This window comes from Fusicatenibacter faecihominis (assembly GCF_020686945.1).
Taxonomy (GTDB): domain Bacteria; phylum Bacillota; class Clostridia; order Lachnospirales; family Lachnospiraceae; genus Limivivens; species Limivivens faecihominis.
Window position 1 is genome coordinate 12,275 of sequence record NZ_JAJEPR010000036.1, and the last position, 22,950, is coordinate 35,224.

Sequence of the window (22,950 nt, forward strand, 5' to 3'; positions counted from 1 at the left end):
TTTACCTCGTCCATTTTTTATAAAAGCAAATTATCAGCCACAAAGAAAGTACAACTGTAATTGCCATAATAAAAATTGTATGGAAAGTAGTTGGTACAATCGCATAGGCTTCCGGCAAAAGATTATCTTTTTGCAAATTATCCATCATTAAGCCGCTTGTCCAGTTCATAACACATATAACCGGAAAAGAATTTAAGAAAGCAATTTTGGCAGCACTTATAGATGTCCCAATCGTTCCCAGTATGCCCCAGTTAAAAATGGAATAAAAAAAAGCAAGCAGGATAGAAAGTAAAAAACTTTTGTTAAAGTAAATAATTAAAAATACAATCGGTAAAGAAGCTGCTACGATAAGAACTCCAAAAATAAGGCTCATAAATATCTTATAAGTCATACCGTAAACCATTCCTACATGAAACAATTTACAAAACAACGCAACAGACAATGTGCTTATCAGACAAAATGCAACGCTGAAAATAAAGAGCATAGAAATTTTTGCCATAATGAGTTGTGTATTTGTAACTGGAATTGTTCTAAGGTTTTTGGAAGTATCACAATCTCTTTCTATAAAAAACAAAATAGCGGCAATGATACCAATTAGACATGGAAGCAAAAAAACTAAACCATATCCCAACATCATTGTATAGACATAATCAAATCGGGTTTGAAGATAGTGTTCTGTTGTATCTGCACCAGTTCCCGCCTTTGCCATATATGCCAAAATCAACGGAAAAAATAACGACAATGACATCAGTGCATACAACAGTCTTTTTCGCTTTAATTTCCAAAATTCGCACTTAATCAGTTTAAGCAATTCCTTCGCCTCCTGTCACACGCTTGAAGTAATCTTCAAGACTTTCTTCACAAGTATGGGCTTCTGATACCTCCAATCCATTTTCTACAAAAGCAGTCACGATTTTTCCTACGGACAAATCAAGATTATGCAAGCGTAAATTGTGGTCGTCCTGTATAGAGAAATGACTCTCATGGAAAGTACGCTCTAAAATTCTTGCTGCCTGTGCGGTATCAGAAAGAGTAAATCGGATATGTTTGCTGCTTTTTTGTTCCAGTTCCGCAAGACTTTCTTCTTCCAATAGTGCGCCATGGTCGATAATTCCAATATCATCTGCTAGCAAAGAAATCTCCGAAAGGATATGACTGGAAATTAAAATTGTTTTTCCCTTTGTATCGCAAAGCTCGCGAATAAAAGAACGTACTTCTGCAATTCCAATCGGGTCAAGCCCATTGATAGGTTCATCTAAAATCAGAAGTTCAGGGTCGTGCATAACTGCAAGTGCAATCGCAAGCCGTTGTTTCATACCAAGAGAATACTGGGAAAACAGTTTTTTGCCTTTATAAGGCAATCCTACCAAATCCAATGTGTTTTTAATTGAATGACGGTTGGGTATGCCCCGTAAGGTAGCAAAAATTTGTAAGTTTTCCGTAGCAGTCAAATTAGGGTAAAAACCGGGTGACTCAATCAGACTACCGATACGGGGCAACAATTTCTTTTCATTCCCCTGCAAAGACTTTCCCCATATTTTAACTTCGCCGGAAGTTGGCTTTGTCAATCCAAGTAGCATTTTCATAGTGGTCGTTTTTCCGGCTCCGTTTCTTCCAAGCAGTCCGTAAATTCTCCCTTTCTGCACATGAATATTTAAGTCAGCGACACTCTTTTGTGAGCCGTACTGTTTGGTAAGATTTTTTGTTTCAATGATATAATTTTTGTCCATATTCAAACCTCCTGTTCTGTAAACTATTCTATCATACCAACCTTGCATTAACCTTGCCGCAACCTTGCATTAACCTTGCAATTTGAAATATTGTCCCAAAAATAATTAAGGCTCCCGTCAAAAGAACGGGAGAACCTTAATTTGCTAAGGGAAAAAGCAAAGTAAATTCCGTTCCTGTTCCCTGTGTGCTATTTGCTGTTATTGTGCCGTTCATTTTTTCTACAAGTTGGTGTGCGATAGAAAGCCCAAGACCGCTGCCTTTTTCAGACCGTCCCTTATCGCATTTATAGAGCCGTTCAAAAATATGCTTCAAATCTTCTTTTTCAATCCCTATTCCATTATCTGCTAATCGGATTTGCATATTTTTTTCCTGCTTTGATAGGATTATTTCTATTTTATCCGCATGACTGTGAGAAATTACATTCTGAATAAGATTGTTCAATATCCGCATATAGCCGTCCGTATCAAGTTTTACCCGGAAAGGCTGTTCGGGAATATCAATATTGTAATCTATCTGCTTATCTTCAAATATGGATATCCAGTCAATCAAGATATTTCGTGTCAGCTCCGCAGCTTCAACAATATTTATATCCATAGCAAACTCATTAGAATTTAATTTGAACCAGTCAAAAAGAACATCAATATATTCTTTCAAATCGTGAGCTTTGCGGCGGGCTGTTTCGATATAGTCGTCCCTGTCTTTTCCTGTAACAATTCCTTTATGTGCAGCGTCAAGATACCCAATAAGCGTTGTAAGCGGTGTCCGAACATCATGGGAAAGACTTGTCATAAGCTGTCGGTTTGTTTCTTCTGTCTGCCGGACAGTAGAAAGCCTGCTCTCATAAGACACAACAATCTCATTTATTTCATAGGCAAGAGGGGCTACCAGTTCATTTGTTGCAGATAAAATACGTCTGTTTCCATTTCCGTTTTTTACATCAATCAATGCGTCTGTTATCTCGGCTATCTGTTTTTTAACACGTCGAATAGCAAAGCAGGAAACAAGAATAGAGAAAAGTGCAATTATTATGGATAGAAAAATGACTGCTTCCATAGAAAATCAAACCTCCTTGTTAAAACGATAACCGATACCTTTAATCGTTTGAATATATTTTGGACTTCCGGGATTTACCTCTAATTTCTTGCGAAGTCGGCTGATAATCGCCATAATGTTGCTGTCATCATAGAAATATTCCTCTCTCCACACTTCTTCATAAATCTGTTGCTTTGTCAGAATTTTCCCTTGATTTTTCGCGCAGTATAAGAGTAAGTCAAATTCTTTTGGAGGCAATTCAAAAGTTCCATTTTCCGTAGTAACAGAACGATTTTCAATATCAATTTTCAACCCGTCAAATTCAAGTTGCTGTGATATTCCGTCCTGTTGATTGAAACGGGTATAACGGCGTATAAGGGAAACGATACGGGCTATCAGTTCGTCCATGTCAAAAGGTTTTGTCAAATAATCATCAGCTCCTGCCCTTAAACCGCGTACTTTAGAAGCACTGTCATTTTTTGATGTAAACATCAAAATCGGCAGGCTGCTTTCTTTTCTAATTTCTTCCAATGTTTCAAATCCGTCCATACCAGGCATCATAACGTCCAGTATCACAAGTTGATATTCTCTCTCTTTTAATTTTTGTAATCCCTCTTTTCCCGTATTACAAAAATCAGCTTCTATATCTTCTGATAGCACGCTGCGTTTAATCAGCGCACAAAGTTCCTTATCATCATCTATAATCAAAACTTTATTCATGGTATAGCTCCTTTCCTTGTTTGGTTCTACCGTCAATCGGTTTTTCCGCGTCTTTTGGTATCAACCACATATACCCAAGTTTTGAAACACCCTGTATGCGTTTCTCCCTGCAAAGTATCTGTACCCGCCTTCCAGAAATTCCCCACTTCTTTGCTGCTTCGGGGCAAGACATATATTCCATAACAACACCCGTCCTTTCTGAAAATCTTATCATAATAATTATAGTCGGACACACGAACAATAGCAAGTATATAAATATGAATTATTATGGCTATTTAGTGGAACTGTATAGACATATCCAAAGAGAAAGGGGAACAGTAAAATGTAACTGGGTGAATAAATATAGCAAAAAGACCGGTAGAAAAATATGACTTCAAGGCATTTGGAGAAGCTATAAAAGCTGCGCGGACGGGGCGCAAAGAAAGCCGCAAACAGGTAAGTGATGAAATGTATATTTCTCCTCGCTATCTTGCAAATATCGAAAACAAAGGACAGCACCCCAGTCTGCAAATCTTTTTTGAGCTTATGCTTCGTTACAATATATCCGTAGACCAGTTTCTTTTAGATACGCCCACCCAAAAAGATACAAAGCGGCGGCAGCTCGACGCTCTCCTTGATGATATGAGCGATAATGGCATACGGATTGTAACGGCAACTGCAAAAGAAATTTCAGAAGTCGAAAAAGAGGACAAATAAATGTGTCCGGCAAATTGAATATGATTTAGGAAGCGTTGTAATCTTTACAGATTGCAGCGTTTTTCTTTTGCTCTTTTTTGGCATATAGAGCATTGCGTTGTAGTAACCAGTGAGGAAAAAACTTTCGTAGCAAGCATAGGAAAAGAGTACCCTTTTCCGTATTTTCTCCCTCCCGTCCTGCGGTGCGTCGGTTGAAAATTGCTTGTTGGGAAGTGTCCCAAACCCTCGGAACGGAAAGGAGTGATTGCATGAATGGACGCAAAAGAAAAGTACAAATCAAATTCTATGTAACAGAGGAAGAACGGGCATTGATTGAGCAGAAAATGAAGCTCGTCCCCACCCGGAACATGGCGGCGTATCTTCGCAAGATTGCCATTGACGGGTATATCATTCAGACAGACCATAGCGACATAAAAGCCATGACAGCGGAGATACAGAAAATCGGGGTCAATATCAATCAGATTGCAAAGCGTGTCAACGCGACAGGCAGCGTCTACCAAGAGGACATAGAGGAAATAAAGGGGGTGCTTGCGGAGATATGGCGGTTACAAAGATTAAGCCTATTAAAAGCACGTTGAGCAAAGCCCTTGACTATATCCAAAACCCGGATAAAACAGACGGGAAAACGCTTGTGTCCTCCTTTGGGTGCAGCTATGAAACGGCAGATATTGAGTTTGGATTTACGCTTGCACAAGCCATAGAGAAAGGGAACAATCTCGCCCACCATTTGATACAGTCCTTTGAGCCGGGGGAAGTGGATTATGAGAAAGCCCACGAAATCGGGAAACAGCTTGCCGACGCGGTAACAAAGGGACAGCATGAATACGTCTTAACTACCCACATAGACAAAGGGCATATCCATAACCATATCATTTTTTGTGCGGTCAATTTTGTTGACTACCACAAATACAATTCCAATAAACGCAGCTACTATGGCATACGGAACATGAGCGATAAGCTGTGCCGGGAAAACGGGCTGTCCGTTGTCGTTCCGGGTAAGGGCAGCAAGGGAAAAAGCTATGCAGAATATCAAGCGGAAAAGGTCGGTGCAAGTTGGAAAGGCAAGCTGAAAATTACCGTTGATACGCTTATCCCCCAAGTGGCAAGTTTTGAAGAATTGTTGCAGCGGTTACAGGCAGCGGGCTATGAGATAAAGCCGGGAAAATATATCTCCTGCCGCGCTCCGGGACAGGAACGGTTTACCCGCTTAAAAACCCTCGGTGCAGATTATACAGAGGAAGCAATCAAAGAACGGATAGAGGGCAAGCGCACAAAGGCGGCGAAAGCTCCCAAAGAGCAGCGCGGCGTATCGCTGCTTATTGACATTGAAAACAGTATCAAGGCAGCGCAGAGCCGGGGCTATGAACAGTGGGCGAAAATCCATAATCTGAAACTGGCTGCAAAGACTATGAATTTCTTGACAGAACATAAGATTGAGCAGTACGCAGATTTAGTCAGCCGGATTGAGGAAGTAAATGCGGAAAATGAAAAGACAGCAGACGCATTAAAGAGCGTGGAGAAACGTCTTGCAAACATGGCGGTGCTGATGAAGCACGTTACCACCTACCAAAAGACAAAACCTGTCTATGAAGCATACCGCAGGGCAAAGGATAAGGACGCATACCGGGCAAAGCAGGAAAGCAGTCTGATACTCCATGAAGCAGCGGCAAAGGCACTAAAAACGGCGGGCGTTTCCAAGCTCCCGAATGTCGCCGCGCTACAAGTAGACTATGAAAAGCTCCGGGAACAGAAAGAAGCCCTTTACGCGGACTATGGCAAACTGAAAAAACAGGTCAAAGAGTACGACGTTATCAAACAGAACATAGACAGCATTTTACGGCAGCCAAGAGAGCCGGAACGGGAAAAAGGGAAAGAACGCGGGGAGTAGTTTTGTTCATACTTGTGTGATATAATAGTTCCTATCAAAGACAGTAGCCACATACTAAAGTGATACATTTTCAGCAAAGGAAGTGTCAGAAAATGGAACAGGAAATGCCGGACTATGAAACGATATGCGCTGCCGTTGTGGACGAAAAATGGGCGTTGGAAAAGGTGCTTGATTGTTACGGCGACGAAATCAACCGCCTTGCAATGGTAAAAAAGTGTCAGCCGGACGGGACTATCAAAGAGGAAATCGACGAAGATTTACGGCAAACACTCATAATGAAACTGTTAGAAGCTATCCCACAATTTCCAATGGAAAAGGAGTGATACCATGACACGCGGAGAAATTTGGAAAGACTTTTTCAAGAGAAACGTTTTGCCCGCCGTTATTGCATTGTTTTTATTCTTCATGTTCAAGAACATCTTTACAGAGGACGGGTAGACCAATTACTTTTATGTATGGCTGTGCTGCGGTATCCCCTTTGGCATTCGCCGTATGTTCGTATGGCTTGTACCGCATGGATATGACATAGCTGGAACGGTGGGTATCGTTGCCATTAACTTCATTTTGGACGGCATTATCGGCGGGGGCATTTTAATATGGCGGCTTGTCGTTGCTACGTGGTATATCCCCCTTACGATATACCGTTTACTTACCGCAGATAAGAGTGCAACCCCTCAAATCAATATAGAGAAAGGATTTAAAAGTTATGAATGAAAGAGAAAGAATTATTCATTTATGGTTTGATATGTGGCTAAAACAACAAGATTTAGGGATTGATAGTATTTTTACAGAAGATGTGATTTACACTGAAAGTTGGAGTCCTAAGTATGAAAGTCGAAAAACAGTAAAACATTGGTTTGATGAATGGAATACTCGTGGAAAAGTCTTAGTGTGGGATATTAAACAATTTTTTCATAAGGAAAATCAAACTATTGTAGAATGGTATTTCAAAAACAAAATGAATAATGGTAATATTGAAGAATTTGACGGAATTTCTTTAATAGTATGGACGGAAAATAACAAAATAATGGAGTTGAAAGAATTTGGTTGTAATCTCAATACCTATAATCCATACGCCCAAAATGATATGCCACAATTCAGAGATGAAAAAACAAAGTGGTTTTGAAGTTTTAAAAGCCGGGACGCAGACAGTCGGTAAAGACTATCCGCGCCCCGGCTTTCTTATGGGTACAGCGATAAAATGTTACGCAGTAGAACGCCATTTTTGAGGGAAAAGGTATAAAACCCTTGCCGCGTCATTTTCACACCCGGAAAGCCCTGTAAATCAAGGCTTTTTTTGCCCCTACTGCGTAACAAGGGCGCGTCGTTTCCTCATGCGCTCCGCTGCCTGTCTGCGGGTAATACGCTTCCGGCAGTCCGGGCAGTATTTGACGCTGTTAGAGGTGGACGCAAAAGAAGCTCCGCACTCGGTACAACGCTTTTTATCCTCGGTCTTGAAAAGCTCTGCATACAGCAGCTTATCAAAGGGAAGTACGGCGGTCTGAAACCATTTGCATAGAAGAGAATAGGAAATAAGCTGCGGGCAGACACATTCCTCCCCGTCGTCCAGTAAAATACAGTGTCCGTTATCGCAGTTGCAGCACTCCTTTTTTACAAGGCTGTTGACTTTCCGGCTTTGGGGCGGCGTAAGCCGCTTTAGCCCGGTCATACCTCATCAGCGGCGAAAATGGCAAGCTCCGTATACTCATTTTCTGTCAGAGGTGCAATTTTCGCAAGGGTGCGCTTCGCCAGTTCCCGCATATCCTCGTCCATAAACGGCAGCGCAGCGTTGATGTTCTCCATAAGCCCGCGCTTACCGCCCTCATTGTAAATGCTCAACAGGTTTGTTTCTTCAACGGTCAGTCTAATCATGCTCATACCTCCAATTCGTGATTTTTTGATTTTGCCGCTTTTTTCTGTGCGGTTTTTTCTTTGTCTGCTCTAAGCTGCGCCCGGATAGAGGGCTTCTTTTCCGTTTTTGCTGCCTTGCCGCGTTCCTTGTCAGCCTTGACAGCTTCCGCAAGGTCAACAAGGGAAATGGTTTCTCCTGCCTTTACCTTTGCTTCCAGTTCTGCGGTAGTCGGGGTGTTGTTTATCTGCCCGTCAATCATGTTGTAGTTTTGCTCTGTGGTCTGCTCGGCAGCTTTCAGATAGTTCTCTGGCTGAACGGGAACAGCAAAAGCCCTAGTGCCGTTCCCCATAATCAGATATTTTCCGTCGTCGGACTGGTGGTGCAATCCATATCCGGCAGCTTCCATTTGCTCGCGGCTCATGGCGGTTACATAGAAAGTCCCTCTCGGTGTTTTGATTGTTTCGCCCGTTTCCAAGTCGGCGGGAATGAGGGCATTTTCCTGCTCCTTGAAAAACTCCGGCACTTCCTTATAACCGAAGCTGTCTACATAGTGGGCGGTGTCCTGCCCGTTCTGATGAAGCACCACCACGTCGGAAACGGAAAGGCTGTGTCCCTTAAAATCTTTCGGGTGGTCGATATTAAAGCGGGTGTAAATATCTTCAAGGGAAGTCCCCGGCGTAAGCTCTGCGGAATAGACAAGTGTATAGTTTTTCGCGTCTACCCGGTGTCCTGTGGCAGTCAGACGGTCGTAAGGTTCAAAGCGCAAATCTCTTGTTTCGTCCCCGCCTTTTATCTGATAAATGGAAAAGGTGTCTTTGTCCTGTGGGGCTTCCTGTTCCGGCTGCTCCTGTGCATCTACCTTTTGCGCCCGGATATGCGCCCGTTGTAACTCGGTAGGCTTTTCCCCCGTAAGGGGTACAATCGCCTTGACATAATCAGCCGCATAATAGGCGTTACTGGTAAGCTGCCGCTGCCATGCCCCTGCTTTGGGCGACCAACGGAAGCCATTACTTTTTAGGGCTTCCCGCGTGGCTTCGTCCGGCTTATCCTCAAAGAAGATTTGCAGTCGGTTCGCTTCGGTGTTTGCTTCCACCTTGCCGCCGTCAAATTTCCAACCCACAAAACCGATTTCTTTTTGCTGTGAAAGAGATTTGATACGGTCTTTCACGCGCCGGATTTCTGCACTGTTGTTGGATAACGCCCAAGTCGCAAATGGCTTGTCCTCCAAATGCCAACTGCTCGCCATGTCTGCTTTCAGTTTTTCCAGTTCCTCCGGCGGTAAATGCGGGCAGCCGTCAAGGGTCTTATGCTTACGGTAATAGGCGTTTACGGCTTTCATGGTTTCCTGTGATTTTTCAAGGCTTTCCAGTTTCTTTTCTAACTTCTGTACTGCCTGCGGGTCGTCTGCGCTGATACCGCCCATGCCGGTACTGCGGATTTTATCAAGAAGCCCTTGTATGTCCTGCCATTCCCGGTAATTGCTGTCGCGGGCTGCGTTCTGCTTTTCTTTCTTCCTTGTGGGGAAGTTAGAGCCGCCCGCAATCAGGATAGAGGGAACACGCGCGTCAATCTCATAGCCTTTATTCATGTTCGCCGCCAGTTTCCGGGCATAGGTGTCAAGCAGGCTGTCGATTTTCTCATGGTACATCGGGTCTACCCGCTGTTTTTGCCTTTCTGCGATTTGTACGGCTTCATCTACATAATGCCTGTATTCAGCCGTCGCGCTGCCTTGCTTATAATCGGAAAAGCTGTTCATATCCTTTGCACGTTTGGCGGCAGCTTCATTGATAGGATAATAAGGGGCGGCGGGTGCAGCCTGTTCCGGCTGTGTTTCTTTTTCCTGTACCGGGGCTGTTTCTTCGGGAAGCTCCGGCGTGGCGGCTTCTGCTTCGGGCTGTTTGGTAGCTTCCTGTGCGGGCTGCGCCTGTTCGGTGGTCTGTTCCTTATCCTGTGCCTTTTGGATTGCTGCAAAATGTCCGTCTATGGTATCAATCAGATTTGCGGCGGTGCTGCGGATTGTTTCAAGAGAGCCTTTCAGTTCTGCAAGTTCTTTTCCGCTGCTCCACCCGGCGATATATCCAAAAGAATAGTCCGACGTATCAAGCCCGTAATGTTGGCAGACAGCATAGGCGACGCTTTCCGCCTGTACCTCGCGGGTACGGCGGTCGGGGCGTTCCGGCATAGCAAGGGCAGTATCATGCAGCGTGGCGTGGGCGATTTCATGGATTGCGGTCTTGATATTCTGCAATTCGTCCATGCCCTCGTTGATGATGATACGCTTTTCCTCATAATTGCAGCGTCCTTTTACGCCGCCGCTTAGTGCTTCAAATCCCATAGCAAAGGGAGAAGTCTTTTCAAGGGCAGCGAAAAAATCCTTGTATTGTTCCACGTTGCCCGTCAGCTCATAGGTAAGGGCAGGAAGCTCCTTTCCCTCGGTCTGTGAAATATCAAAGACAGATACCACACGAAAGGCGGGTATCTTGATTTCCTTTTCCTCGGTAACAGGTTTCCCGTCCTTATCGAAAACAGGCTTTTGGGTGTCCGGGTCGATTTTTTCCACCTGTTTCTTAACGGTAAACGGGGACGGCGCAAGTATCTTGATAGCTTTTTCTCCCGGCTTTACATGGCGGTCAAATTCCTTTTCCCATTGTTTATAGCCTTTCACAAGATTGCCGCCCTGCATGGCGATAAGGATTGTATTGTTAAGGCTGTAATCATGGAATTTTGACATAGTACGCAGATAGTCGGCGTAACGGTCGCTTTCATACAGTCCTAAAATCCCCTGTTCCAGTCGGTCGGTAATCTCTTTCATCTTGTCAGCGGGCTTTTCAGAAGATAGGATAATCGGGAGAACCGGGGGCTGCTCTGTGGCGGTGGTCGGTATAGCTGCGGAAGCGTCAAGGTCTGCCTGTTCCTTTTCCTGTACTGGCGGCTGCGGCGTTACCCGGTATTCCTCCGGCACGTCGCGCCCGTCATACCATTCTGTAAAGGTATTACGGTTATTGTAGATATAGCCCTGCTCGGTAAATCTGCCCCCGTCATTGATAGCAGCGTCCCGCCCGTATTCCTCATACATGAAATATTTTTTTGCTTCTTCGGGCAGCTCCAACTCGTCCAGTTCTTCAATCAGATAATGCCCGTAATCTTCCTCACTCTGTACGGACGGATAAAGCCAGTAACAATCAAGGTTTTGTGCAAGGTTGATAATGTCCTGCAAGTCCCTTGTATGGTCGCCGTATGCCATAGCTGCAACAAATTTTTCCCTGTCGTCGTCAAACTGCATTTTCAAAAGTTCGCTCAAATAGTTCAGCTCGTCAAGGCTTTCAAGCTCGGTCAATTTTCCTGCCAGTCCCGCAATAGAGGACTGGTATTCTGTGATATGCAGCTCCCCGTAGTTTTTGCCGTCTATGCCGATACGGTCAAAGACTTCTTTCAAATGCTCGGCAGTCGTGGGGAATGATACCCATTCGCCCGCAGGTCTGCCCTCGGTGTACTTTCCAAGATTAGAAAGATACCCGCTTAAAATCGGTTGTTCCATGTGTTCGCTCCTTTCTTTCTCAATCATGCGGTGCATAAGCTCGTAGTCCTCCATGCTCATGCTCCCGTCAAATAGATAGGGGTCGGGTTCTTCGCCGTCCCGGTAGGCTTTTTCAGAGAAAGGCAGCCCCGCAGCGTGGGCGGCGGCTCTTGCTTCCTCGATAAGCTCCGGCGGCAGCCTGTCGTCGTGGGCTTCGATAAATTCCCCGATATTGCTATATCCGTTTTCGTAGTGGCGGCGCACCCCGGCGGTCAGCTCGTCAAGGTTCCTATCCTCGCCAAGATAGCCGGAGTAATAGCCGTTTACCACAACGGCGGCAGGGTCAGCCTGTTTGATTTCTTCCATGCGGCTTCTGTCCTCCGGGTAGAGAATATCGCTCATTTCAAGGTGGAAATATTCTGCGTTCCAAGAGCGTCCCGTTTTCCAAAACGCCACCCAAGCGATACCGTCCCTTAATTCTTCTTGATAGTCCTTTACGGTGTCCCGTAAACTTGCCATGTGTAACCTCCTTTCTTCGGTTTCAGAGGGTTTGGGAAACTTCCCAACAAGCAAAAATCCCCGCCGTTCTCGGTAGAGAAAGCAGGGATTTTACGGAAAAGGGTACTCTTTTCCTATGCTTGCTATTCAGTTATTTTTTCTTCGGCAGTTCAATGCGGTAGTTGACATATCTCCCGCCCGTATCAGCCAATACGATAGTTCCGTTGTAGGTTTTGCCTGTCTTTGGGGAATAGAGCTTTTTCACATTTACCTTGCCGGATTTTAAGAGTGCAGCGGCAATCTTCGGGGTAAAGGTTACTTTTCGTTCTTCAAAGAAACGGTCATTTTTCCACATGGTAAAGATACATTCTTTGTTGCTGCAATAGTAGTTTTTCTTTCCCTCATAGACAGGAGAACCGCAGCGGGGGCAGCTTCCCAACGCTTCCCGTTCCGGCTTGAACATCTGCGCTTTATCATCAGAAAGAAACGGATAGGTCTTTACCAGTTCCCGCGCCATATTCTCGATACCCTCCATAAATGCGGCGGGGTCTGCCTTGCCTTTTGCAATCTGCGTCAGATTGTTTTCCCATTCTGCGGTAAGCTGCGGGCTTGTCAAGGTGTCCGGCAGGACGCACACAAGGTTGATACCGTCTTTTGTGGGAAGTAGCTGCTTGCCTTTTCGTTCCACAAAGCCGCCCTTTACCAGTTTTTCAATGACAGCGGCGCGGGTGGCGGGAGTTCCAAGCCCTTTGCGTTCTGCGTCCGGGTCGGTGTCCTCACTTCCGGCGCGTTCCATAGCAGAAAGGAGCGACGCTTCGTTGTGGGGCTTTGGCGGTGTTGTGTCATGCTCCGTTACCGTTGCAGCCGGATTGTCAAAGGTTTGTCCCTCGGTAAACGGCGGCAGGGTCTTTTCTGTGTCGCTGTCTGCGTCGTCCGTTTCGGGCTTGTTCTTTAAGGCTGCCCTGTATCTTCGGTCAATCTCTTTCCACCCGTCGGACAGCACCGTTTTTCCCCTTGCGGTAAAGGACTGTCCGGCACATTCAAAGACTGCCGTAACCGCTTCAAAGGTATGCGGTGCAGCGGTCGCCATAAGTAGACGCGCCCCGGAAAGGGTAAGGATATTCCTTTCGCTTTCCGGCAGCGCGGCAAGGTCGGTCTTTGCAAGCTCCATAGTTGGGATAATGGCATGGTGGTCTGATACCTTTTTACTGTTCAGCACCTTTCCAAGTTCCGGCGTGAAGTCTTTTCCCGCCATAAAGGAAAACTTCCCACAAAGCAGCTTGATAATGCCCGCCGCTGTGTCGCCCATGTCGTCGGTCAGAAATGCGCTGTCTGTTCTCGGATAAGTAAGCAAACGCTTTTCATACAAGGCTTGTGCAAGGTCAAGGGTCTGTTTTGCCGTATATCCGAACAGGCGGTTTGCTTCCCTCTGTAAAGAAGTAAGGTCAAAGAGCTTCGGCGGAGCTGCGGTCTTTTTCTCTTTCACAAGGGAAGTACATACTGCCCGCGACGCTTCGCAAGTCGTTTTTAATGCGTCGGCTTCTGCCTTATTTGAAATTCGTTCACTTGCAGCTTCCGCGCCGGATAATGCAAGGCGTACATGGTAGTATTTTTCTTTCTTGAAAGTGGTAATCGCTGCGTCCCGGTCAACAAGCATTTTTAAGGTCGGGGTCTGTACGCGCCCCACGTTCAAGGTATGATTGTAAAGGACAGAAAAAAGGCGGGTGGCATTGATACCGATTAGCCAGTCTGCTTTTGCCCTGCATAATGCGGAAGCAAAGAGAGGGTCATAATCCCTGCCGTTCTTCAGACAGGAAAAGCCCTCTTTGATTGCGCTGTCCTCCATAGAAGAAATCCAAAGGCGGCGCATAGGTTTCTTGCAGCCTGCCATTTCATAGACAAAACGGAAAATGAGTTCTCCCTCGCGCCCTGCGTCGCAGGCATTGACGACTTCGGAAACGTCTGCCCGGTGCATAAGCTCCTTTAAGGTTTTGAATTGCTTTTCCTTGTCAGCGGAAACGGTGTATTTCCATTCCTGCGGCAAAATCGGTAAGCTGTCATAGCTCCACTTTTTATACTGCTCCCCGTAAGCGGCAGCTTCCGCAAGCCCTACCAAATGTCCCACACACCAAGAAACGATATAGCCGCTTCCTGTGAGAAATCCGTCTTTCTTTTCCTTTGCCCCAAGTACGGCAGCGATTGTCTGCGCCACACTGGGCTTTTCTGCGATAACTAAAATCAAATAAAAATCCTCCTTTCGGGTAAAAGAAAAGAGCAACCGATTTTTCGATTGCTCCTACAAGTGATTGTATAAAATTGTGCGATATGAAATAGTAAAATGATTTGACAAAACTAAAATTTATCCAATATTGAGTAAACTATGGATTACCCAAGGTTGAACTGTAACCATGATTATAAATGTGTAAATTGCAAACAAAGGCACTTCGACCATATCATTGACATTCTCAGATTGAAATTGTTTTCTTAAATTATTAGGCAAGACTTTTGATAGCAAATAATAAACCAAATATCCTAAACAGACTCCAACTGTATTTGTAATAAGGTCATTTATATCTGTTGAACCCCAACCAAACATCTGAACAATTTCAACAGATAAAGAGAACAGAAAACCAGTTAATACAACAGTCTTTATGTGATGATATTTCTTATACAGCAACGGCAGAAAAAATCCAAAAGGAACAAATAAAACAACATTCAGTATGGTATCTATTGGTCCACTTATCATACCGAGAAACGGAATCAGAGAAATCCTCGGACGAAATGATATTGTGCTTGTATAACCAATACCTGTTACGGTCAAAATCCCGAAAAGATAATAATAGAATAAAAATACAGCAGTAATATGGAGAAGGCTTTGCTTTCTTCCTGATTTTTTAAGGTATAAGAAATACAATATAAAAACTGGAACTATAAACACATATCCACTTATTGAGCGAATAAGAATATCAGAAATGGGTAACATATTTTTATCTCCTTTGCTTACTCTAAAAATTTGTTTAACTCTATCATTTCCTATGGTTGGAACAATTATATCATATTCCATATCGAAAGTACATCTTTTTATCGTTCCGGCTGTCGTTTTGCTTCAATCTTTCTAATGCAATACCCAACACAAGGGGACTGTCCCTTGTAAGGGCAGGAAGCGCAAGCCGGGGGATAAGGAACAGGCGGAGCATTATCACGCCGCCCGTTCGGTTTCTGTATCATCATCTTTTCAAAGGGATTGTCGGTAAACAGGGTCATAGGGTTTCTTCCTCCGTTTCTTCATCTTCGGGAGTTTCCCCGGTATCTGCTTCCGGCTCGTCCTCGTCGTAGTCCTCAAATTCAAAATCTTCAAGGTCGGTATCGCCCTTTACATTCTGCTTCGGCTTTAGAAACTTAAAGTAGTAGAACGCTGCGCCGCCACCAAGCAGGGCAAAGAGGACTAAGGCAAGCACCACACCGGGATTGCCGCCTTTTCCTTTCGGTTCTTCCGGCTGCTCGGTTGGTGTTGGGGTAGGTTCTTTGCCTGTGCAGCCTGTCATACTGGTAACACATACCGGGCAGGACGTGTTTACCTTTCCGGCTTCGCATTTCTCCGTACAGTTACAGATTTCCGGCTTTTTGGCAGCTTCGCCGTTTTCGGTCAGTGCCATAAGGTCGGCTTCGTCCACTTGATTTAGGAAATGTACGGTCTGTTCGCCCTCGGCGGCGCGGTCAATGAGGATATAGAAATAGTTGCCGCCTTTGGTGGTAACAGTGATAAGCTGCTTATTGCCGCCGTAATCGTCAACCAGTGTTGCGTTTCCCTTTGGGGTAAGGGGCGGCGTTTCCTCTTTTTCCTCCACAACTACGTTGCTGTCGTTGGTCGCGTCCCCTGCGGGCGGCTCTGTGGCTGCGCCCTGTGCATAGGCAGGGACAGAAAAACCGCCCATAAGGATAAGGGCGGCACAAAGGGCAGTCATGGTCTTTTTCAGTTTATTCTTCATCTGCATTTTCCTCCTGTTCTTCGTAGTCTGCCGCTTCGGTAGCGTGTGCGGCGTTCATGCCGGGAATACCGCTGCCGGACAGCATAGCGTTCAGTTCCTGCGGGGTCAGACGCATAGCTCGTACAAGCTGCACGATTTCAAGGTTTTCCGCTTCGGTTTTCTGCGCTTCCAGTCCTTTTAACTTGTTCTGATACTCTGTGATTTTCTCGCGGGTCTTTGCGATTTCCTTATTGATACGGTCGATTTTATTGTTTGCCATAGGTCATTTCTCCTTTCTTTTTGGGGCTGCTTTACCAGTTCATCAGCCCATAGCCTTTGATACATTGATAGTTAAGGTCATAGCTCTTTATCTTGCAGGCGTCGCCGGAATTGCCCTCAACGGTATAGACGCGGCTTCCGTCCCTGCCAAGCACAAGCCCCACATGGTCTGCAACACCGTCTAAATCCCAATCGAAAAAGATAGCGTCGCCCGGTGCGATATTCTCATAGCCCCGCGCGCCCCATTGTCCCCTTGACTGGAACCAAGGAACGCCCTGCCATTCGCAGCCTGCAAAGCGGGGTTCGCTTTTTCCGGCTTGATTGTAGCACCATGACACAAAGCAGGCGCACCATTCCACGCGGCTGTTAAAGCCATACCAACTCCAATAGGGATAACCGCCCACGTTTCCGACTTGCTGTTTTGCAAGCTCCATAAACTCCGGGTTTCCGGGACGTGTGCCGTTTACAAACTCCACGCCGCTTAAATCCTCGGAGGGGCTGCCGTCGGGAGAGCCGCCGCCAAAAATCAACGGTTTGTTGCCCTGTGTCTGTAAGTACACTTTGAACATTTCAAACTGCTGTGGGTTCAGCAGTTCTTCCGCAAGGGAAGCAATCGGCTTGTTTGTCAGCTTCACGTTCAAGATACGGTATTCGTATTCTTCCTCGTTGCCCTCCTCGTCGGTGGTGGTGCGTATCTCGATTTCTTCCGTCAGCGTCAAGGTGTACTGTAAGCCGAACAGCCGTTTTAGCTCTGCCTGTGCGCTCTGTGGGGTGTAGCTCTGTAAAAGGGCGGTCAGATAAGACGCAAGTTCGTGTGGGTTATGCCCGATAGTGTCAAGGTCATAGCGGTATTCATCATAGCCGCTGTGGGTGGTTTCGATATTGTCAATCTCACTTTGCAGTTCGTTTTCCATTGCAGCATAGCTCTGTTCCGTTGCCACAAGGTCGCTGTCCTCGGACGTGTAGGAAGTCCCTAACACGCTGTTCATGCTGCCGGAAAACATTGCCCCACAAGAGGAAAGCCCTACTGATACCATGATGAACAGAAGCAGCGCGGCGATAGCGATTATCACGCCCGCCGGGTGTCGCCCTACAAAGGCAGCCGCTTTCTTTGCTGCTGTCTGTGACGCTCCGGCGGTTGCTTTGGCGGTGGCTGCACCGCCTTTCTTTACAGTTTTTGCATACTGGCGTTTGATTTTTTGTTTCTGCATAAACCGGGAAAAGGGATTGCTTGTAAGCTGAGGATTTTCCTGCAAGACTTTGTGATACTGGAAGTTCACATTTGCCTTGAACGCTGCCTTTTCTGCCTTTGCTGCTTCCCGGTAGGGTTTCAGCTTATGGCTGCGGTAGCCCTGTTTGAATTTCCTTGTCCCGTACCTTGCGCCGCGCTCGGCAAGTTCCTCCGATTTGTGCGCGCCCTCCGCGCCGGAATTGTCTTTCTCGACGCTGTGGATTTTGTTGTGAACAAAAATACCCGCTTCCTGCGCGGGGCGGGATAACGGGTTGCTGTGGGCTTTGCCGCCGGGTATCGGCTTTTCCTGTTCCTCAAAGTGCAGGCGGGTCTTTGCCTTTCCTGCGGCTTCGTCAAAGGTGCGCTCCTTAACCAGTTTCTTTTGCTTTGGGATAGCTGCCTTTGCTGCGTCCAGTCGGTCAGCGGCTTTTTCCGATTTTTTGATGTAAGTTTCCAGTTCCGGCGTTGCCCGTTCTTCCTCGGTAAACTGTAAGCGGGAAGTGGAAGTACGCAAAGCAGTAGCTTCCTGCTCTTTTTTGACTTCCTTTTTGTTTGCTTTTCGGGTATGTGCTGCGTCAAGATGTTCTATGACGCGTTCCGCTGCGGCACTGTCCGGCTGTGAAAAGTCGCTGTCTGCTTCCCGGCTGCTGATACGCTCGGCGGTCTGCTGTGTTTCGTTTACCTCGATAAGCCCGTCGCGGGTCATTTTCTGTGTGATTTTATCGCGTGGTTTTAATTGCTTGATAGTCCTGCACCTCCAATCCGCGCCCTCGCAAGGGCGCAATATTCTGCATTTAATTCAATCCCGATATAATGGCGGTCAAGGCTTTTTGCTGCAAATCCTGTGGTTCCGCTTCCGAAAAACGGGTCTATGACAATCCCACCTTTGGGACAGCCCGCCAAGATACAGGTTTCCGCTAATTTCGGGGGAAAAGCTGCAAAATGCGCCCCTTTATATGGGACAGTGTTAATCAGCCACACGTCCCGCTTGTTCCGCGTGGTCGGCATGAGCGCGTCGTCATAGTAGCCACCGTCCCGCGGTCGGTTTAGTCCCTGCACCTTTCCTTGTCCGGGTATTTCCTGTGTGTATTTGCTGTTGGTGCTGCGCGCTCTGCGATACCGTTCTGCGGTAGTAGGTGCTAAGGGTTCTGCAATGGCGGCAGCGTCATAGTAATATTTCTTTTCCTTTGAAAGCAGGAAGATATGTTCATAGCAGCGGGTCGGGCGGTCTTTGCAGCTTTCCGGCATAGGATTTTGTTTTTGCCATATAATATCGCTCCGTAGATACCACCCCTGTTCCCGTAGGGAAAACGCCAAGAGCCAGGGAATACCGATTAAGTCCTTTTGTTTGCAGCCGGTAACGCGGCTGTTCCTTGCAATCCGCTGTCCGGTGCGTCCCTTTGGGTTTTTTGGGTCAGCATAGCCGCCTTTATTTCCTGTGCCGCAATAGGTGTCTGCGATATTCAGCCATAACGTACCGTCCTTTCTAAGCACCCGGTAAAGCTCGCGAAAAACAGAGGTCAGCCTGTCAATATACTGTTCCGGCGTATCCTCCTGTCCGATTTGTGCGTCAAGCCCATAGTCCCGCAGCGCAAAGTACGGCGGGCTTGTAACGCAGCAATGGACGCTTTCACTGGGTAATTCCTGCAAAGCACAAAGCGCGTCCCGGTTGATAATCACGTCTGTTTTCATAGGCTGCTCACTTCCTCCGGCTTCGTCGTCATAATGCGGTAAAGCTCGGTATCTTTCGGGAAATGGTCTACAAAGGGCAGCACCACATTTCCATAAAAGATAAGTCCCTCGCCTGCTTCGGTATGGGTTACATACTTCATCTGTTGCGGGGAGATATTAAGCTGCTTTGCAAGGATAGCCCGGTCGCCCTGCGCCTGATTGAGCATGAGGACAAAATCAGAGTTTTCAAAGATATTTTCCACCTCGCGTGAAGCAAGCAAGTCCTTAATATTCTGTGTGATAGCTGTCGGTATGCCGCCCCATTTACGGAAACGCTTCCAAATCTCCACACTGTAAGCTGCGGTCTGTTCCTCTTTTAAGAGCAAGTGAAATTCGTCCATATAGTAGCGGGTGGACTTTTTCTCTGCCCGGTTAATGGTAACGCGGTTCCATATCTGGTCTTGCACAATGAGCATACCTAACTTTTTGAGCTGCTTTCCAAGCTGCTTTATATCAAAGCAGACAAGGCGGTTAGAAAGCTCCACGTTGGTTCTGTGGTTGAATACGTTAAGGCTGCCGGAAACATACAGCTCCAATGCTGCGGCAATGCGGGCAGCTTCCGGCTCCGGCTGCTTTAACAGCTCGTCGTAAAGGTCGCCCAAGATAGGCATTTTCTCCGGGTCGGGGTCAGCAAGGTAGTCCCTATACACATTTCTTACAGCGCGGTCAATGACGGTCTTATCAACAGGCTGTAAGCCCTCCTTGCCGCCAATGACAAGCTCGCAGAGAGAAAGGATAAAATCGCTTTTCAGTGCAAGGGGGCTGTCGTCCTCGGAATAGTTGAGGTTCATATCCATAGGGTTCACATACTGGGGCGTACCGTCCATACCTTTGCCTGTCGGGGATAACCGTATCACTTGCCCGCCAAGCCGTTTTACAAGGGCAAAATACTCCGCTTCCGGGTCGCAGATAAAAATATCGTCGTCGGTAATGAGAAAAGCATTTGTGATTTCCCGCTTTGCCGCAAAGGATTTTCCGCTGCCCGGTGTTCCCAAGATAAGCCCGTTTGGATTTTTAAGCTGCTTGCGGTCGCAGAGTATCATGTTGTTTGACAGGGCATTTAAGCCATAATACAGGGCAGCCCCAGTCTGAAATAGTTCCTGTGTGATGAACGGGATAAAAATAGCGGTGCTGCTCGTCGTCAACCCTCTCTGAATAGGGATAAGGTTCTCCCCCAAAGGGATAGAGGACATCAGCCCCGCTTCCTGCTGATAGTCAAGACGGGTCAAGGCGCAGTTGTATTTCTGTGCAATGCCCGCCGCCGCGAAAATGTCATTTTCCAGTTTCCGCTTCGTGTCTGCCATGTTTACCACAAGGAACGTCAGCAGAAACATTCGCTCGTTGCGGCTCTGTAAATCCTGCAACAAATTCTTTGCTTCATTCCCAAAAGTGGCAAGGTCGGACGGGAGTATGTCAATATCGTAACCGCTTCTAACTGCTTTTTTCTGTTCCTCAATCTTCATCTTGTCAAGGTCAGTGATTTTGCGCTTAATGGTCTTGATTGCTTCCGACTGGTCGATACTTTTAATATGGAGATTGACAATAACCCCTGTTTCCAAGTCCAACATATCCGCTAAAATACGGTCGTTTAACTCCGGGGCAAGGATTTCAAGGAACGATACCGCCCCCGTTTTTTTCCCCATAGCAAAGTAGCGTCCCTCCCCGAACTTGAAAGAGGACGGGGCGATAAAGTCCTTTGTGGTAAGCCCTGTCGGGGTCAGCCAGTCATAGGAGAATGAGAACGGCTCGCCTGCCGGGTGGAATACCCCATGCAGCACCTTTAAGCGTTCATAGCCGGATAAGGGGTGCGCCGATACGCCAAGCACCTTGAAATTGTTGAGTACGTCCGTTTCGATACGGGAAAGCCGCGCCCTTGCCGCCGCCGGATTGTCCGCTTCAATGGAAAACGTGATGTACTTGTGCTTTACAAGCCCGTTGTTCCCTTTGGCAAGCTGCATTTTCAGCATATCGGAATATTCGGTGCGGATAGAGTTAAAATCATCATTTTGCGGCGGGATATGGATTGCCCGCGCTGCCTGTTCCTGCTGTGAACCTTGATTGATAAACGAAAGCTGCACATTTACGCTTGCGTCAAAGTAATTGAGAAAATCGCACCAGTTTTCAAAAATGGCGGTCTTGTCGTCTGCCTGTGCAAGCTGATAGTTAATGTCCTCAAAGGCAATGCTCTTTGAATATTTCCGCTGTGCCACTTTGCAGATACCGTCCGGGTACATGGCAAGGTAGGGAATGGTCTGCTGTGCGGTGTGGGCTTTGCCGTCCCCCTTTGCCTGCCGGATAACCGCCGCTATCTGTTTCTTTTCCGCGCGGGTCAGCTTACGCCTGTTTCCTGCGGCTTCCCGCGTCTTTTTTGTCTGTCCTTTTGACAATCGCTGATACCTCCTTTTCTAATGCCCGCTGTTTCTCCAAGAGTGCATATAGGTTTTCTGTCTGATATGGTCGCACTTTGGGGCGGGTAAATTTTGTCTGAATGATGTTCTTTATTACCACTTCAAGGGGCTGCCCATGCTTTTCATACATGGCAACCAAGAAGCAGGGAAGCATGACGACAATCATTACCATTGCCGCAAGGCTCGTCCCTGCGCTGTCTTTGAGCAAAAAGAAAAGCGGCAGTCCTATAAGAAGTGCCACTGAAAAACAAAGGATTTGCCGCTTTGTTAGATTGAAAGCGACTTTTGTTTTGACTTTGGATAGGTCTTTGGGTACAGGTACATACGCCAAGAAAAAACCTCCTTTCTGCCCTTAGTGGGCGTTGAATATGGATTTTGCCAGTGCGCCGGATTTGAACAGGGAGAAACAGAGGATAACGGTATAGGCTGCAAGGGAAAAAATCGCGCTGTGCAGATTGTCCGCTAAGACCATTTCGCCTACTAAAACCGCATAAATGCCGACGCATATCATAATGAGGAAGCCTTGAAAGCCCAGTGCAAACAGCCCCTTTAGGTAGTTGTTCCCAATCTGTCCCCATTCCCGGTTTGTCATAGTGGCAAAGGGGATAGGGGAAACGGAACAGTAGGCGTATATCTCAATCATTCTGCCGTAGAGGATAACGGTTATCAGTACGGACATGATTTTCATACAAAGGCTTACAAGGCTCGTTTCCATGACAAGTAACAGTAGTTCGGGGATTTCCATATCGTTTAGTCCCTCCTGCATGGCGGCAAGGGCTTCGGTTACGTCGATATTCGTATCGCCGCCGATTACCCCCGCCGCGCCGGACACAATATGCTGCGCCATATCAAAGACTGCCATTGTTATATCAAAGGTATGCGTTACCAAGAAAACGGCAACAAAGGCTTTGAAAAACCACTTAAAGAACATGAATGTGTCAACGTCGTGCATATTGTTTTTTTCCGTTACCATGCTGATAAGCTCATAACAGAGGACATAGGTAATGACAAGCCCCGCAATGGGTACAATCACATTTTCAGACAGATTTTGTATCATGTTGAAAATGTTCGCGTTCCACCCCTGCGGGGTCTTGCCTACCTCCGCTGCAATGGTGCCTACTTTTTCGTTTACGTCCCCGAACATAGTTGACAGATTACCGTTTATCGCGCCGATAAGGATTTCCTTTATCCATTCGTTAATCGCGTCAAGTATGCTCTCCATAGGCTACCCTCCGTAAACTTATCCGAACAGACCGGAAAGCAGAGGTACAAGGATAGTGCCGATAAGGGCAACACCGCCGCCCGCCATAAGCTGTTTTATCCCCAATTAGGTGTAAAACTCTGCTCGATGGCGGGCGGCGGCGTACAAAAAATCTATATGGTGTTTTTAAGAGAACCG

Annotated in this window: 23 protein-coding genes and 2 pseudogenes; 6 read left to right on the forward strand and 19 right to left on the reverse strand. The window is 46.6% G+C overall.

Annotated elements, in window-relative coordinates; genetic code table 11:
• Window position 1: 1 nt before the first annotated feature.
• The 5 genes from LKD71_RS14810 to LKD71_RS14830 form a co-directional block, all read right to left on the reverse strand.
• The gene (locus tag LKD71_RS14810; protein WP_227616039.1) at window positions 2–811 is read right to left on the reverse strand and encodes an ABC transporter permease; all 810 of its coding nucleotides are present in this window, start codon (window positions 809–811) and stop codon (window positions 2–4) included.
• Window positions 804–1,730, reverse strand: a complete 927-nt coding sequence (locus tag LKD71_RS14815) for an ABC transporter ATP-binding protein (RefSeq protein ID WP_227616040.1) — start codon at window positions 1,728–1,730, stop codon at window positions 804–806. The genes LKD71_RS14810 and LKD71_RS14815 overlap by 8 nt, the downstream gene beginning before the upstream one ends.
• Window positions 1,731–1,866: 136 nt before the next feature.
• The gene (locus tag LKD71_RS14820; protein ID WP_227616041.1) at window positions 1,867–2,784 is read right to left on the reverse strand and encodes a sensor histidine kinase; all 918 of its coding nucleotides are present in this window, start codon (window positions 2,782–2,784) and stop codon (window positions 1,867–1,869) included.
• A 6-nt stretch (window positions 2,785–2,790) separates the two neighbouring features.
• The gene (locus LKD71_RS14825) at window positions 2,791–3,483 is read right to left on the reverse strand and encodes a response regulator transcription factor (RefSeq protein ID WP_021360404.1); all 693 of its coding nucleotides are present in this window, start codon (window positions 3,481–3,483) and stop codon (window positions 2,791–2,793) included.
• On the reverse strand, window positions 3,476–3,664 hold the full coding sequence (locus LKD71_RS14830) for a helix-turn-helix domain-containing protein (RefSeq protein ID WP_227616042.1): 189 nt from the start codon (window positions 3,662–3,664) through the stop codon (window positions 3,476–3,478). Before LKD71_RS14830 ends, LKD71_RS14825 begins: the two co-directional genes overlap by 8 nt.
• 161 nt (window positions 3,665–3,825) lie before the next feature.
• On the opposite strand from LKD71_RS14830, the gene LKD71_RS14835 reads away from it, so the two are divergent.
• The 6 genes and pseudogenes from LKD71_RS14835 (at window position 3,826) to LKD71_RS14860 (ending at window position 7,193) form a co-directional block, all read left to right on the forward strand.
• Window positions 3,826–4,179: a helix-turn-helix domain-containing protein gene (locus LKD71_RS14835; RefSeq protein ID WP_016728880.1), complete on the forward strand. Its 354-nt coding sequence runs from the start codon at window positions 3,826–3,828 to the stop codon at window positions 4,177–4,179.
• Window positions 4,180–4,427: 248 nt separating this feature from the next.
• A complete protein-coding gene (locus LKD71_RS14840; RefSeq protein ID WP_009905253.1) occupies window positions 4,428–4,757 on the forward strand; it encodes a plasmid mobilization protein in 330 nt (109 codons plus the stop codon).
• Complete coding sequence (locus LKD71_RS14845; protein WP_069432108.1) at window positions 4,718–6,067, forward strand: relaxase/mobilization nuclease domain-containing protein; 1,350 nt, start codon at window positions 4,718–4,720, stop codon at window positions 6,065–6,067. The genes LKD71_RS14840 and LKD71_RS14845 overlap by 40 nt, the downstream gene beginning before the upstream one ends.
• A 92-nt stretch (window positions 6,068–6,159) precedes the next feature.
• The gene (locus tag LKD71_RS14850; protein WP_227616043.1) at window positions 6,160–6,390 is read left to right on the forward strand and encodes a helix-turn-helix domain-containing protein; all 231 of its coding nucleotides are present in this window, start codon (window positions 6,160–6,162) and stop codon (window positions 6,388–6,390) included.
• Window positions 6,391–6,394: 4 nt separating this feature from the next.
• A pseudogene (locus LKD71_RS14855) lies at window positions 6,395–6,781 on the forward strand (DUF6050 family protein).
• Window positions 6,774–7,193: a nuclear transport factor 2 family protein gene (locus LKD71_RS14860; RefSeq protein WP_011861104.1), complete on the forward strand. Its 420-nt coding sequence runs from the start codon at window positions 6,774–6,776 to the stop codon at window positions 7,191–7,193. The pseudogene LKD71_RS14855 and the gene LKD71_RS14860 overlap by 8 nt, the downstream one beginning before the upstream one ends.
• A 177-nt stretch (window positions 7,194–7,370) precedes the next feature.
• On the opposite strand, the gene LKD71_RS14865 is transcribed toward LKD71_RS14860, so the two are convergent.
• The 14 genes and pseudogenes from LKD71_RS14865 to LKD71_RS14930 all read right to left on the reverse strand — a co-directional run.
• Complete coding sequence (locus tag LKD71_RS14865; protein WP_069432107.1) at window positions 7,371–7,736, reverse strand: cysteine-rich VLP domain-containing protein; 366 nt, start codon at window positions 7,734–7,736, stop codon at window positions 7,371–7,373.
• Window positions 7,733–7,945, reverse strand: a complete 213-nt coding sequence (locus LKD71_RS14870) for a transposon-transfer assisting family protein (protein ID WP_436970290.1) — start codon at window positions 7,943–7,945, stop codon at window positions 7,733–7,735. The genes LKD71_RS14865 and LKD71_RS14870 overlap by 4 nt, the downstream gene beginning before the upstream one ends.
• Window positions 7,942–11,955 (reverse strand): antirestriction protein ArdA, encoded by a 4,014-nt coding sequence (locus LKD71_RS14875; RefSeq protein ID WP_069432105.1) that lies wholly within the window; start codon window positions 11,953–11,955, stop codon window positions 7,942–7,944. The genes LKD71_RS14870 and LKD71_RS14875 overlap by 4 nt, the downstream gene beginning before the upstream one ends.
• A gap of 130 nt (window positions 11,956–12,085) precedes the next feature.
• The gene (locus tag LKD71_RS14880; RefSeq protein WP_069432104.1) at window positions 12,086–14,176 is read right to left on the reverse strand and encodes a DNA topoisomerase 3; all 2,091 of its coding nucleotides are present in this window, start codon (window positions 14,174–14,176) and stop codon (window positions 12,086–12,088) included.
• A gap of 117 nt (window positions 14,177–14,293) precedes the next feature.
• Complete coding sequence (locus LKD71_RS14885) at window positions 14,294–14,998, reverse strand: VanZ family protein (RefSeq protein ID WP_022621592.1); 705 nt, start codon at window positions 14,996–14,998, stop codon at window positions 14,294–14,296.
• A 17-nt stretch (window positions 14,999–15,015) separates the two neighbouring features.
• On the reverse strand, window positions 15,016–15,198 hold the full coding sequence (locus tag LKD71_RS14890; RefSeq protein ID WP_005933783.1) for a hypothetical protein: 183 nt from the start codon (window positions 15,196–15,198) through the stop codon (window positions 15,016–15,018).
• The gene (locus LKD71_RS14895; RefSeq protein ID WP_035394374.1) at window positions 15,195–15,923 is read right to left on the reverse strand and encodes a DUF4366 domain-containing protein; all 729 of its coding nucleotides are present in this window, start codon (window positions 15,921–15,923) and stop codon (window positions 15,195–15,197) included. The genes LKD71_RS14890 and LKD71_RS14895 overlap by 4 nt, the downstream gene beginning before the upstream one ends.
• Window positions 15,913–16,182, reverse strand: coding sequence for a DUF4315 family protein (locus LKD71_RS14900; RefSeq protein WP_069432103.1), 270 nt, complete (start codon window positions 16,180–16,182; stop codon window positions 15,913–15,915). The genes LKD71_RS14895 and LKD71_RS14900 overlap by 11 nt, the downstream gene beginning before the upstream one ends.
• A 31-nt stretch (window positions 16,183–16,213) precedes the next feature.
• Complete coding sequence (locus tag LKD71_RS14905) at window positions 16,214–18,118, reverse strand: CHAP domain-containing protein (protein WP_069432102.1); 1,905 nt, start codon at window positions 18,116–18,118, stop codon at window positions 16,214–16,216.
• A 26-nt stretch (window positions 18,119–18,144) separates the two neighbouring features.
• The gene (locus LKD71_RS14910) at window positions 18,145–19,104 is read right to left on the reverse strand and encodes a DNA-methyltransferase (protein ID WP_015529209.1); all 960 of its coding nucleotides are present in this window, start codon (window positions 19,102–19,104) and stop codon (window positions 18,145–18,147) included.
• Window positions 19,101–21,530 carry a VirB4-like conjugal transfer ATPase, CD1110 family gene (locus tag LKD71_RS14915; RefSeq protein ID WP_069432101.1) on the reverse strand — a complete coding sequence of 810 codons (2,430 nt, stop codon included), beginning with the start codon at window positions 21,528–21,530 and terminating at the stop codon, window positions 19,101–19,103. The genes LKD71_RS14910 and LKD71_RS14915 overlap by 4 nt, the downstream gene beginning before the upstream one ends.
• Window positions 21,478–21,882, reverse strand: coding sequence for a PrgI family protein (locus LKD71_RS14920; RefSeq protein WP_044477104.1), 405 nt, complete (start codon window positions 21,880–21,882; stop codon window positions 21,478–21,480). Before LKD71_RS14920 ends, LKD71_RS14915 begins: the two co-directional genes overlap by 53 nt.
• Before the next feature lie 21 nt (window positions 21,883–21,903).
• Window positions 21,904–22,773: a VirB6/TrbL-like conjugal transfer protein, CD1112 family gene (locus tag LKD71_RS14925; protein WP_195481212.1), complete on the reverse strand. Its 870-nt coding sequence runs from the start codon at window positions 22,771–22,773 to the stop codon at window positions 21,904–21,906.
• A gap of 18 nt (window positions 22,774–22,791) precedes the next feature.
• Window positions 22,792–22,875 (reverse strand): annotated as a pseudogene (locus tag LKD71_RS14930) (Maff2 family mobile element protein); the annotation flags it as partial.
• Window positions 22,876–22,950 lie beyond the last annotated feature (75 nt).